This is a genomic window from Holdemania massiliensis (assembly GCF_022440805.1).
In the GTDB taxonomy this organism is placed as follows: Bacteria; Bacillota_I; Bacilli_A; order Erysipelotrichales; family Erysipelotrichaceae; genus Holdemania; species Holdemania massiliensis_A.
The window spans coordinates 3,440,656-3,454,409 of the sequence record NZ_JAKNTK010000001.1 but is presented as its reverse complement, the minus strand read 5'-3'; the positions used below and the strand labels follow the sequence as shown (position 1 = coordinate 3,454,409).

Below are 13,754 nucleotides of genomic sequence, written 5' to 3'. Positions count from 1 at the left end.
ACTAGAGCTTTGGAAAAGAAAACGAAAATCACCGTCGTTGTGATGGTGTTGATTGCAGTATTTGAAAATCTGATTTTAATCGATCATTTCCTGCGGTTGGATTTCTCCCGGCCGCAGCGAATTGAACGACATATCCTGCGCTGTTTATCCCGCCAGTATCATCGGGAGTTTGTGATTCAGCAAATTCACTGCGATGCTGATTCCTGCGATGGCTATGCCGCGGAGGAAGCTTATCCGGATTATCCAATTTATTTCAGTTATCCGGACTTCTTTTATCGGGATTACTTCTTTGCCTATAAGGGAACTTTAGGCAATGTCTGTTCAGTCCGCGTGGGACGTGTGTTCGACGCTGAGCTTAAGAAACAGGGGTGGCTTGCGATTGAGCCAGCTTCTGTTAATCTGCAATGGGATCTATCTATATTGTCCATGTTGGAATCATTAGACCGGGATCCAACGATTGAGGAGCTGGGTGAAATTCCATTTACCGTTGTGATCCATACGTTGGATGGCAAAGAATTCCCGGCAGATCGGCAATTTCCCTGTATTGATCTGTGGATGGAAGAAAATCAACGGGAAATCCTGGCGGCACAGCTGCGTGAACAGTTCCCGAACTGGATGATTCAAGTCGTGCAAAGCAGTGAGACTTTGGATTGAAAGGCAGGGTTTCACAAATGGATATTCAAAGAAGGAAAACTTTGAATTCAAAAATCTTTCAAAATTGAGTATAGTAAAGATACTAAGAGGGAAAGATTATGAATTTACAAGATTATCAGTCGCTGATCGCCGTTGCGGAAGCCGGGAGTTTTTCTGCGGCGGCGAAAAAAATCTATGTCAGTCAGCCCAATATCTCCCATCACATTACCAATTTGGAAAAGGAACTGGGCGTCAAGCTGATCGAACGGACAACGCCGATTGTCCTTACGCCCGCAGGGGAACGCTGCTTAGTTCTGGCGAAAGAAATTCTGGCGCTTTGCGACAAGATGAAAGAAGTAGCCAGAGATGAGAATCAGCTCGCCGGAAAAAAACTGCGGCTGGGTTATGTCAATATGCGGACACGGGAAATTTTGATGGAAGAAGTCAGAAAATTTGAAAAAGCCTATCCGGACGCTCAGGTTCAGTTCGCCTTCTATGATTATGCCTCTGCCATTGAAGCGCTGCGAAGCAGGCAGACAGATCTGATTATTACCGGACAGCTGAGCATTACGGATCAGCCAGGAATAGAGAACCAATTAATCCAATCCGCAGGTTTGGTTGTGGTTGCACCCAAAAGGCATCCGCTGACCCTGCAGAAAGAACTAAAATTTTCTGACTTGCGAGGGTATCCGCTGATCATCCGCAAACGTGAGCGTTATCCTCAGGAATACGACCAGATGATTGAGGAATGCCGTAATCATCAGATTGCGGAGGCTGTCGTTCAGGAAGAAATGACGGCAGAAAACTATTTTGCGCAGATTGAGATGGGCAAAGTTTTGGGCATTGCCGGCGGCGGAATGCTTTTAAAATATTTTATGAAAGAACTGGTGGGGTTGCCATTAACGGACAGTCTGCCGCAGTATGGGGTTGTCCTGGCTTGGCGTCAGAATGATGACAATCCAGCAATTTCCAAATTTGTAAAACTGGCAGTGAAATAGCGGTTATTCAAAATTTGAATCAGAAATTACGATTATTCAATGTGTGAATTAATGAACAAGGTAATTTTCCGTTACACTGTTGGTCAGAGGAGGAAAGAAAACGATGAAAAAACTTGTTTCATTTATTCTGGTTTCACTGTTGGCGGCGACTTGCGTTACCGGCTGTTCGTCAGCCCCGACTCCATCGGCAGCGCCAGAATCCAACACGGCTTACAAAGCTGGAACGTATACTTCAACTCAGACGGGGATGGGCGGTCCGATTGAAGTTAAAACGACATTCAGCGATGCAGCGATCGAATCCATTGAGGTCGGCGATAACAACGAAACGTTGATGGTGGGAACCGAAGCAATCCGAATCCTATCGGAAAAGATCGTGGCCAATCAATCGTTGGGGGTGGATACCGTCAGCGGAGCTACCTATTCCAGCTTGGCTTTGATCAATGGGGTGAAGGACTGTGCTCAACAGGCCGGTGCGGATATTGAAGCACTCCAGGCCGTCAAGGTAGAGGAAGAAACGTATGCAGACCAGACCCATGAGGCCGAAATTCTGATTGTCGGCGGCGGCTTGTCCGGAATTACCGCGGCGTTGTCCGCGGCGCAGAACGGCGCACAGGTGATTCTGCTGGAACAAAAAGAATATCTTGGCGGCAATTCCGTTTTATCAACAGGAGACTTCCTGTTGGGCGGAACTTCGCTGCAGGCAGCGCAGGGAATTGAAGACAATGCCGACGATTTCTATCAATGGCAGATCGACGACAGCGAGGGTAAAAAAGATCCGAACCAATGCCGGATGATCGCTGACAACGGTCAGACGCTGATCGACTGGTTCGAAAGCATGGGCGTTCATTACAATACCACAAAGATCGACAAGACCGATGGTTCCGAGGTCGCCCGCGGTCATGCCGTTTCACCGAATATCGCAACCGCGGTTTCCACTTTGATCGGCGCAATGGAAAAAGCCGGCGTTGATATCCGCTATCAAACCCGGATTGATACACTGCTGGTCGATGATAACGGTCATGTCAATGGCGTTTCAGGAACGGATGCCGCGGGAAATCGGGTAGAGTATACCGGTGAGAACATTGTATTGGCCAGCGGCGGCTGGGGTGACAACAATGAAATGATCGTCAAATACTGGGGTGAAGACTATGACGGTCTGGTTTATGGCGGTTCCAAGGGCATGGATGGTGCGATGCTCAATGCCGCGCTTGAACTGGGCGCTGGTTTAATTGATATGGATGATAAACATGTCGATGCTACGCTGGAAGTCAACAAACACATCACAGTAACAACCAACATTGTCAGAAACTGCGGCGGTATTCTGATCCGTCAGTCAACAGGACAGCGCTTCTGCGATGAACAGGCCAGTCACAGCGAGGTGGCATCGAAGGTGATGCATGAACTGGGTGATCCGTATTATTATGAAATCTTCGACAGCCATGCGGTGGATTATAATGAATCGGTCGCATATAAAATCAACTCTTATCAGAATATGGGGCTGATGGTCGAATATGACTCGATTGAAGCGATGGCGAAGGCCTTGGAAGTGGATGAAGCCGTTCTGAAAGAAACGATTGATAAAGTTAATGCCACAGTCCGCGGTGAAACAGAGGATGAATTCGGCAGAGAACGCTTCTTCCAGGAACTGGAAGCTCCTTATTATGTCATGAAGGTTGCCAACGGCGTCGCCTGCACTACCGGCGGACTGCGGGTTAATGATTTGCTGCAGGTCGTCAAGGAGGACGGAACTCCGGTATCGGATAATCTGTATGCCATCGGTGAAATTGCGGGTGGTTATCTGGTTAAGTATATCGGCGGCAGCTCCTTATCGCATTCAGCGATCGGCGGAATGGTGCTGGGTAAGCAGTTAGCGGCACAGTAATTCAGAGATCCAAAGAGAATAGAAAACAGACAGTAATCCTAAAAAGATCAGTTTCTTGTCTTACAGACTGCCTGACCGCTTGGGAGGACGGTCTGTTTTTTTGTTCATCGCTGTTTTGATTTTACCTAAATCGTGCAGTGAATCAAAAGAAGCGAAAGGGAACGATGAAGCTTGATGTTTTTCAAAGCTGTTTATTGTTCATCCAGGACTACCTTGCTTCAAACTAAGCTCGGATAAGCAAGATTTAAGCTGATTTGAGGGAATAAACTGAATTTTAAATTCTGAATAAAGAAGGCTTGACAATTCGAGGCTACAATTGTAGACTTTAGGCAGATAGAGTTGGAAAGAGAGGAACAGGCATGAGATTAACATCTGCGGAATTTCGTTTTATGGATCTGTTGTGGGAAAGGGAGCCGGTCTCTTCCGGAGAGCTGGTCACGGTGTGTGATCAGAAGTTTGGCTGGAAGAAGTCGACAACGTACACTTTCATCAAAAGGCTTCAGGATAAAGGCGTCATCGCCAATGAAAAATCCATCGTCCGTGCCCTGTACAAACGGGACGAATGTGAAAGGGAGGAAAGCAGTGAAGTCGTAGATCAGGTGTTTAAAGGTTCTTTGCCGCAGTTTGTCACCGCTTTTTTGCAGGATCGCAAGTTGTCTGAAAAAGAAATCGACGAATTGAAAGACTTGTTGGATCGTCAGAAAAAGAAAAAATGAGGACACTGACAACGCTTTTTCAGACAATTTTAAATATGAGTGTGGCTGCCAGTATCGTCGCTGCAGCCATCATGGTCGTGCGGCTGCCGTTAAAGAAAGCCCCTAAAATTTTTTCTTACGCCCTGTGGGGATTCGTTTTAATCCGTCTGGTCATGCCGTTTTCCTTTACCAGTCGGGTCAGCGTTTTGTCTGTGGCCAGTCCTGAGGTTTCTGAAGGCCGCGTCCAGTTTGTCGTTCCTTCTGTAAATCAGTCCCAGAATCCAATCCCTGCACCGATTATGAATACCGGGGAAACCGCTGTGAACACTTCAGGATTCCAGACAAACGGCAGTGCTGCGAGTCAGAATAGCGATGGGCAGTCTGGAATGACGGTGGGGGCCAATAATCCTGCATCAGGCAATTCCTCTGAACCGCTGGATGAGCTAAGCGGCGGTGATGAGCTGGTTTCTCCGTTAACGCCAATTTCTCCGCTTCTGCAGCTGGCCAGCGTGATCTGGGTCGTGGGCATGATCGGCTATGCCGGGCTGCTGATCATCAACAGTTTAACTCTGCGTCACCGACTGCGTTATGCCATGCGTGTGAAACAGAATATTTATGAGTGTGAGGCGATCACTTCGCCGTTTATCTATGGTTTATTTCACCCCAAAATTTATCTGCCGATGGATTTGGATCTCCGCCAGCAAAAATATGTGTTAACGCATGAGCGGATTCATCTGCGGCGTTATGACTATGTATTTAAGATGATCGGTTCGCTGGTCTTGATGTTCCATTGGTTTAATCCGATCCTGTGGTATTCCTACATCCTGATGAGCAAGGATATGGAAATGGCCTGCGATGAAGCCGTCGTGCGCCGTTTAGGTCAAAACGGACGAATTAATTACGGCATGACACTGCTGCAGTTCGCGTCACGGCCGACGATCACGGCGCTGTCCTTCAGTGAAAGCAACACGAAGCTGCGGATCAGAAACATCCTGAATTATAAAAAACCGACATTTTGGGTGCTGGCTGCCGGAATCGCAGCATGCCTGCTTTTAGCGGTGCCGCTGCTCAGTAATCCAGCTTTTGGCAAGGATCAGCGGCAGATCAATGAACTGCTGAATCAAGCGGCAGAGGCTCAGATTGCCAGTGTGGATATGGTCGTCAACCTGAATGAACCGTATAATCAATATCAATGGTCGATCATCCCGATGATTGATCAGAATTTAGTCATTGTGAGCGGGGAGCAGAACCTGCAGCGCAGAGTGGCCATCGCTTATGATTTAAGCAAGGCGGAGGTTATCGCCGCCGACTTGAAATTGTCCGGATGGAAAGCCGAACAATGCGCAGACTTGGCTGATCTGCTTTATCAGCTCTATGTGGATAACTATGTGATATCCGAGGCTTTCAATAACGTCAATCTGGCGTTGGGAGATCATCTGACTTCAATTGATTACTGTACGGTATTTGAATCACTGGGACCGATACGGTTAAGCTATGGTTCTAATTCAGATCAGCTGGTGATTAAATTTACAAAGGTGGGTCAGACAGAAGGCGGTCAGCTTGCTTATGATAAGAATTTAGATCGGTTATTTGTAAACACGTCGGCGAATCAGCTGAATTTATCGGAAGACTTCTGGAAAGAATTTGCGGCGATGATACGGCTTTATGATGAACAGGAAGTCGTTCAAAAGTACACGTGTGCGATATTGGAAGATGGTCGTTTTAGTTGCCCAGATTACTTTGCTTCACTTCCGCAAAATGCATCCAGCGTCGCTCCGTTATTGGCTTGGAAGCAGGACTATGACATCAGTGAAGACTATGACGTCATCGGGTGGGATCTGACCGACGATGAAACTGCAGACCGCACTCGAATTCCAGTGCTTGCGATTGCACCGGGAACGATTAGTGAAGTAGGAGAAGATGAACAAGGCCGGCGGTATATTCGGATGGATCATCCGGATCTGGGGATCAGCACCTTCTATGGTGGCCTGAATGACAGAGTTTACCGACTAGCTGGAGAAAGTATCGGATATTATGGTCAATTATTAGGTTATTTGTCGACTGAGAATTTGCCGGAAGATCAGCGTCCAAGCCTACATTTTGCGGTATTGTCCGAGGGTCAAACGGTCAACGAACTGACGCCTTATCTGCAATATGCGATGGCATCAGCAATCCGGATGAACGTTTTTGAAATACAGGATTATACATTTGAAATCAATGAAGAGAAGCTCGCCCAGATTGATATGCTTGTGGCTGAGTCGAATGCATATGCTGAATACAACAGCCGTATGCCGCTTGTCGATCGTTACTATGCTCAGCAGTCAGCGGTTTCCGTTACGGCGCAGCCTACAGATTTCCCAACGTTAAATATTACGCAGGAGTTAGGAACAAACAAACTCTACATTGACCGCGATTACCGATTAGACGAAACTCAGCGAAATGTGATTCCTGGAGTTGACGGAAACTTTATGATTATGGTAAGTCTTGACCGCAGCCCGACATTGGGCGAGCATACGTCTTATGAATGCAATGCTTATTTTCCAGAACTCTCTGTTTGGCTGAATACCACATATAATCCACAGACTCAACAATATTCAACAGTGGATATGAATATTGAGGATGAGGCTTTGATCGAAGCCACCTATGCGATGTTTGATGAGCTTAACGACCGCATCCGCAGAACCGATGAGCGGGCTTTGGATCTGGCCGCTCAGATCATTCAGGTGATTACCGATGAGCAGCCAGCGGAATTTAATCTGGAACCTTTAGCTTCCATGTTTGCGCAATAGCTAAAATGTTGTAAAAAAGGGGTTTCTTACTTCTTGGTATAGCGTATTCTCGTATTGCTCAAAAAAGCTATTTTGGGATTGAAATTTGAAACAGAATGAATAGATTCAAGGTGTAGGGTCGCTGTGAAGCTGCCCGTCCGACGCTATTTCCTTATAAAAGGAAAGCGGAGGAGAGAGAAGTGCTGTGGTTCTTTGCAGAATAGGACAGCACTTTTTCTTTGATTTTGCTGCTCTTAAATAAAAAGAAGCTGGAAGAACGAATCAAGAATGCCTGTTCTTCATATTAGGATCTTGCGGTTTATTCTGAACGGATCAAGGACTATCATTTCATAACTATAAGCAGGATTTATAGATAACTAATTATAACTTATTTATTACAAATGATTATTGGACAAGATGAGAAAAAAGCAGTACCATTTCTTGTGTGGAAGCGCTATCAAGCGCAAAACAAGGAGAAAGAAACATGAAACTGAAAAAACTCTCTGCACTTCTGGCAGCTGGTTTACTCTGTTTGACGGCAGTTACCGGTTGCTCTCAGACACCGGCCGCTCCGGAAAATGAAGCGACGCCAACGCCGTCTTCTGACGTGACGACCATGCGCGTTGCAACTTGGAACATTGATTCCAAAGCGCACCCAGACATCAAAGAAATGTCCAACATTATCCACGAACGGGGAATTGAAATCATGGGCTTCCAGGAAATTGATATCCTGAATACCCGCAACGACTACGATATGGCTCAGGACTTTGTCAACGACAATTATCCATACGTTCACTTCGCCAAGGGACGGGATTTCGCTGACGGCTACTTCGGAGTCGGAACAACCTCTTCTTTAGAATTCCAGGAAATCAGCTCTGTTCCTATTGAGAGCACGGGCAGTAAAGCCACCAAAACTTTAGAACGCGTTGTGGTTGAAAAAGAAGGCAAACAAATCGCTTTCTATGTTACTCACACAAGCTGGGAAAACAACGACCTGCGCCGCCGGCAGTTCACTGAAATTATTGAACGTTTGGCTGCGGATCCAGTTCCGTACAAAATTCTGGTTGCGGACTTCAATGCCGACCAGAGTCTGTATGAGTACGATATCTTCAAAGACAACTACAACATCTCCAACGGAAAAGACGGTGTCTGGTTTGATTCATTCAACGGCACCGACGATTCAATGAAGGTCATGACTGTTGACAACATCATCACAACAAAGAATATCAACATTACCCATGTTGAAACCTATCATTCCGATATGGCCGACCATGACTTGATGTGGGCGGATATCGAACTGCTGGATGAAACGGCACCGATGATCGAACATGACCGGGCACTGGGACAGGATGTCACAGCGACCAGTACAGCTGAGGGCTCCCATCCATATAACATGGTTGACTGCGATGACAAGACAGTCTGGCAGTCGGGCGAAGGCGAGCAGGAAGTCATTCTGTCGCTGGATCGTCCATACATGGCTAAGGAACTGAACATCCAGTGGGGTGAAAAAGCACCGGAAGCTTTCCATGTTGAAACTTCAGTGAATGGCACAGACTATACGGCAGTGGCTGACGGGACGAAGGAAACAACGGAAGTCGCATTAAGCGGAGAAGTTAAATATGTGAAATTGACTTTGGACGCCGTAGAAGGCGGAAGCCAGATCGCGACATTAAGCCTGTTTGGCGAGTGGATCACACCGACGGTGGGCAGTGATGCTAATCTGTTGGTTAACGGTGATATGGAAAGCGAAGAAGGCTGGACATTAACCGATGCGACTACCGAAGGCAATGCAAAATTCGCATTGGCTTATGAAGAAGTAGAAGCTGGCAACAAAGCCGCAAAAATTGCGAAGACTGGTGAAGAGGCCGGCGATGCTTCGATTGAACAGACTGTAGAAGTGAAACCGAATGAACGCTATCAGCTGAGCTTCATGCACAAGACCGATACGCTGCATTCGGGCAACTTCTGCTACGAAATCAACCAGATGGATGCCGAAGGCAATACGATTTCGACGCATTTGGCAAAACTGACAGACAATCTGAACATGAGCGCAGAATTCAGAAAGTTTGATTACAACTTCATCACGGCTGCCAATGCCGCAAGTGTGAAGGTTGCACTGCATGTCGTTGGTGAAGGCGAAGGCAGTCTGTGGCTGGATCAAGTTTCCGTCAAAGAAGTTGTTCCGACAGAATGCGTTTACGTCAAGGCAGACAAAACAACCTTGAAAGTAGGCGAAACGGCAGCTCTGAGCGCTGATATTCTACCGAAGACCGCCAATGATATCCAGATGAATTGGGTATCGCTGGATGAAAATATCGCTTCAGTAGATGAAAACGGTACGGTAACCGCCAAGGCTGCAGGTAAAGTTTTGGTGGGCCTGTTAAGTGACAGCGATCTGTTGGCAGAAAGCTACGTTCTGATCACGATCGAATAAATTCAAGAGTCAAGCAAAAATGACGTTCTTCATGGAGCGTCATTTTTTTTGACAAAATTTTTGAAATAAAGAATAGACTGTAACATCGGACTGAAACAGGGATTGCCTCCGACTGTGTAACTGTACGAATTTTGTCGGAATTATGCTATGATGGTAGAAAAGAAATGAGGGATGAGCTATGTTGACGCTTCGCTTCCCGGATCAAAGTGAAATTCAGATTCCGAAGGGAATGACTATCGCTCAGCTGGCAGCCAGCCAGGATCATTCCGCTTTGCTGGCGGGTGGAATTTTAAATGGAAAAGTTCATGATTTAAACTACCGCTTAAACAAAAGCGGGGCTTTTGAATGGATTCGTCTGGACAGCTTGATCGGACAGATGATGACCGAACGGACATTGAGCTTTCTGTTGATTACCGCAGTGCGGCTGTGCTTGGATGGAACGGATGTCTTGATTGAACATTCGCTGGCAGGTGGACTCTATGGCTCCCTGATTCGCAGTGAGCCGATCACTCCTTCGGAGTTAGAACAGGTGCGGACAAAAATCCAGGACATGATTGATCATCATGAGCCGATACTGCGGCGGGTAGTTTCAAAAGCGGAAGCGGTCGCGCATTTTGAAGCGCTGGGAATGCAGGACAAAGCCAGCCTGCTGCGCCAGCGGACGTCAGCGAAGTGCAGTATCTATACATGCGCTGGAGTGGATGACTATTTCTACGGCGTGATGCTTCCGGATGCCTCCTGGATCAGACAGTTTACCTTGCAGGCGGTGCATCAGGGATTCTGGTTCAGCACGGAAAAAGTGTTCGTGGATCAGCCGAAATTGTTTGAAGTGTACCGTCAGTTTGAGCAGCGGGGGCGGGAAACCGGCATTTCCATGATCTCGCAGCTGAATGAAAAAATCCGGGAAGGTTATCTGCCGCAGATCATTGCCCAGAATGAAAAGCGCGTAGCGCAGGACTTGGGAAAGCTGGCGGATCAGATCGCAGCTCATCGGAATTTAAAGATCGTTTTGATCGCAGGCCCCAGCTCGGCTGGGAAAACGACGTTTTCCCGGCGTCTGGCACTGGCCTTGCGTGAGCGCGGCAAAGACCCGATTGCGATTTCCATGGATGATTTCTTTCTTAACCGCGAAGACAGTCCCCGTCTGCCCGATGGAACGCATGACTATGAGAATATCGAATGTCTGGATCTGAAATTGTTCAATGCCTCCATGGAAGCGCTGATCAGCGGTCAGCCGGTCGTGCTGCCGACGTATGATTTTAAGCTGGGTGAAAAACGCTTTATCCGTGAGCCGCTGACATTGAAAACAGATCAGATCCTGATCCTTGAGGGACTTCATGCCCTGAATCCGCGCAGTTCCGAGAAGATCGCGGAAACCGCAAAGTTCCGTGTTTATATCAATGCTCTGACGCACTTGAATTTAGACCGGCATAATCGGATTACGACAACCGATTATCGTTTAATCCGCCGGATGACGCGGGATTATCAATTCCGCGGCCGCAGCGTTCAGGATACGCTGCAGGGATGGGAACAGGTGAAGGCCGGCGAGGATCGGTATATCTATCCTTATCAAGAACAGGCTGATTTTCTGTTCAATACTTCCATGGATTATGAGCTGCCGATCTTAAAGACGATTCTGGCGCCGTTGTTGGATCAGGTGCCGGTGGATGTGCCGGAATATATCGAGGCCAACCGCATCCGCCGGCTGCTGGCCTACTTCGATGCCGGAGATCCTGCCTTTGTGCCGCATGATTCAATTTTGGCTGAGTTTATCGGCGGCAGTGTGTTTGAAGAATAGCAGGGAAACTGTTGGTTGAGTCACTCCTACTTCCGGTCGATTGCGGAATTCGCTGTGTTCAGGCTATGATGATATCCGAAAGCAAGGAGGAAGCTTATGAAACAATCAGGAAAGACGATGGGCATGTTAATCGCCAGTCTGCGCAAAGCTCAGGGAATGACGCAGGCTGAGTTAGCTGAGCGGATGCAGGTCACGGACAAAGCGGTGTCGAAATGGGAACGGGATTTATCCTGTCCGGATATTCAGTCGCTGCCCAAACTGGCAGAAGTGCTGCAGGTGTCCGCAGAGGAGCTGCTGCAGGGAGAGGTGCTGTCTGCCGCAGCAGCCGGAAAGTCTGTTTCATGGCTGGAAAAGATCAATTCCATTGTAGATCTGGTACTCAAGGCCATCGTGGTTGCCATGGGGATTGCGCTGATTGTTTGTTCAATCCTGAAAACCTTGGAACCTGCCAGTGGTTTTCAGCTGACGGGTTTGGGATTAGCCTGTGCTGGAATTTTATTTCTGCGTCAGGAAAAATAAGTTCGCACAAAATGAACAAGACAGAATCGCTGTGGAATCTTCACAGCGTTCTTTTGTGTTCAGGAAAATAAAAGGTAATTTTCACGTAGGATGAAAGGTAAATCCGCTTGCATCTCTATGCCCAATTTCTGCTTCAGATTTACCTTTCCCAAAAAAGTTGAAATATAAAAAAGCGAAGGAATTTGCCGCCTTCGCTTTTCTGACGTTCTAAGAATTATTTATACAGCGGGCCATAAGCAGCGCAGGCACGGTAGTCTGCACTCTCCAGATCCTTGGTGCCAAAGGCTGCCCAGCTGTGCGGACGGAACAGATCGCCGTCCTTTAAATTATGCATCGAAACCGGAATTCGCAGCATGCTGGCCAGGGTGATCAGATCCTTGCCGATGTGACCATAGGTGAAGGTACCGTGATTTGCACCCCAGTTGGCCATCACGGAGTACACATCTTTAAAGGCTGGATTCGTTTCATCCAGGCGCGGAACAAACCAGGTTGTCGGCCAGGTCGGATCGGTGCGCTGATCGAGAATCTTGTGCATATCCTCATCCAATACCACAGTCCAGCCTTCCGCGATCTGCATAACAGGGCCTACACCCTGAACCAGATTCATCCGTACCATGGTGACCGGCATTTCCGCATGAGTTCTGAAATGGGAGGAGAAGCCGCCGCCGCGGAAATAGCCAAGATCCGCCGGGCACCAATCAGTCGCTTTCAGACACGCATCAATATCCGCTTCGGTCATTTCCCACCAGGTTTTCATTACACCCTGGCCGTTTTCATCCTGGGCGCAGCCAGTGGCATCCAGCGCCGCCGCCCCGGAGTTGATCAGATGGATAAATCCATTCGCAGCCCGGACTTCCGGTTTGCGTCCGACTACCCGTTCCACCGCTTCCGGACTCCAGTATGTCCGCACATCGGCAAAGATGCTGGCACGATGGTTCAGCAGCTTTTCAAACAACATCGCAACTCCGTTGAGCGTATCGTTTTCCGTCGCTAAGATCAACGGTTCCTTTTTGCCATTCCAGTTAAAGGAGGAGTTGGTGATGGCTTCCGCAAAGTCACCGTTAGGCATATAATCCGTCCACATCCGCTGACCCTGGAAGCCGCCGGCGATGGCATTGCGTCCGATTGCTTCCTCATGCCGGCCGATTTCGTTCAGCTTGTCGTTGCCTAACATAATGTCGCGGATGATCATTGTCATTTTGGTCACAAACTGCCATTGTTTTTCCTTCTCTTCCGCGCTGTATGGCTTGACATTCTTATCAAACCCCTCCGGGCAATTCGCCTTCACCCAGGCATAAGCTCGTTCATATTCTTCATGATCGTAGATTTCCAGATTGACACGGCGGATAATTTCCGACATATCGACCCATTCAGCCCGGATGCCCAAATACTTCTGGAAGAAATCTGGGTCGCAGCAGCTGCCCATGATGCCCATCGCGATGGCGCCGATGTTGACATACGCTTTGTTGCGCATTTCGCCAACTGCCACCGCACAGCGCGCGAAGCGCAGAATCTTTTCCTGCACGTCAGCGGGAATCGAACTGTCCTGAGCATCCTGCACATCATGGCCATAAATCGAGAAGGCCGGCAGCCCCTTCTGGGCATGCGCCGCCATGACGGCAGCCAGATAGACCGCGCCTGGCCGTTCGGTGCCGTTAAAGCCCCAGACGGCCTTGACGGTTGTTGGATCGAGATCCATGGTTTCTGATCCATAGCACCAGCAAGGGGTGACGGACAGCGTGCCGCAGACATGTTCGCGGCTGAATTTATCCGCGCATAACGCCGCCTTCCGGCCCCCGCCAATCGTTGAATCCGCGATCACAACCTGAACCGGTGTGCCGTCGGAATACGTCAGATTGGCTTCGATCAAAGCTTTGGCCGCTTTGGCCATGCCCATCGTCTGCTCTTCCAATCCTTCACGAATGCCGCCCCAGCGGCCATCGATTGTCGGGCGAATACCAATCTTGCATTTACTTAATTCCATTCTGATTTCTTCTCCTTTTCTTGTTATTTCAGCGCCGGCTTTA

The 13,754-nt window shown here is 48.2% G+C and carries 9 protein-coding genes; 8 read left to right on the top strand and 1 reads right to left on the bottom strand.

All coding sequences use genetic code 11. The features are described 5' to 3' along the window. Window positions 1-9: 9 nt before the first annotated feature. The 8 genes from MCG46_RS16030 (at window position 10) to MCG46_RS15995 (ending at window position 11,727) form a co-directional block, all read left to right on the top strand. Window positions 10-654 (top strand): hypothetical protein, encoded by a 645-nt coding sequence (locus MCG46_RS16030; RefSeq protein WP_240280866.1) that lies wholly within the window; start codon window positions 10-12, stop codon window positions 652-654. A 98-nt stretch (window positions 655-752) separates the two neighbouring features. After that, window positions 753-1,631, top strand: coding sequence for a LysR family transcriptional regulator (locus tag MCG46_RS16025; protein ID WP_240280865.1), 879 nt, complete (start codon window positions 753-755; stop codon window positions 1,629-1,631). Between the two features lie 103 nt (window positions 1,632-1,734). Further along, a complete protein-coding gene (locus MCG46_RS16020) occupies window positions 1,735-3,513 on the top strand; it encodes an FAD-dependent oxidoreductase (RefSeq protein WP_240280864.1) in 1,779 nt (592 codons plus the stop codon). A gap of 359 nt (window positions 3,514-3,872) precedes the next feature. Then, window positions 3,873-4,229, top strand: coding sequence for a BlaI/MecI/CopY family transcriptional regulator (locus MCG46_RS16015; RefSeq protein ID WP_020225610.1), 357 nt, complete (start codon window positions 3,873-3,875; stop codon window positions 4,227-4,229). Further along, window positions 4,226-6,997 carry a M56 family metallopeptidase gene (locus tag MCG46_RS16010; RefSeq protein WP_240280863.1) on the top strand — a complete coding sequence of 924 codons (2,772 nt, stop codon included), beginning with the start codon at window positions 4,226-4,228 and terminating at the stop codon, window positions 6,995-6,997. The genes MCG46_RS16015 and MCG46_RS16010 overlap by 4 nt, the downstream gene beginning before the upstream one ends. A gap of 463 nt (window positions 6,998-7,460) precedes the next feature. Beyond that, window positions 7,461-9,410, top strand: coding sequence for an Ig-like domain-containing protein (locus MCG46_RS16005; RefSeq protein WP_240280862.1), 1,950 nt, complete (start codon window positions 7,461-7,463; stop codon window positions 9,408-9,410). 178 nt (window positions 9,411-9,588) lie between these two features. After that, window positions 9,589-11,208, top strand: a complete 1,620-nt coding sequence (locus MCG46_RS16000; RefSeq protein ID WP_240280861.1) for a nucleoside kinase — start codon at window positions 9,589-9,591, stop codon at window positions 11,206-11,208. 96 nt (window positions 11,209-11,304) lie between these two features. Next, a complete protein-coding gene (locus MCG46_RS15995; RefSeq protein ID WP_240280860.1) occupies window positions 11,305-11,727 on the top strand; it encodes a helix-turn-helix domain-containing protein in 423 nt (140 codons plus the stop codon). 214 nt (window positions 11,728-11,941) lie between these two features. On the opposite strand, the gene MCG46_RS15990 is transcribed toward MCG46_RS15995, so the two are convergent. Beyond that, window positions 11,942-13,711: an L-fucose isomerase gene (locus MCG46_RS15990; RefSeq protein ID WP_240280859.1), complete on the bottom strand. Its 1,770-nt coding sequence runs from the start codon at window positions 13,709-13,711 to the stop codon at window positions 11,942-11,944. Window positions 13,712-13,754 lie beyond the last annotated feature (43 nt).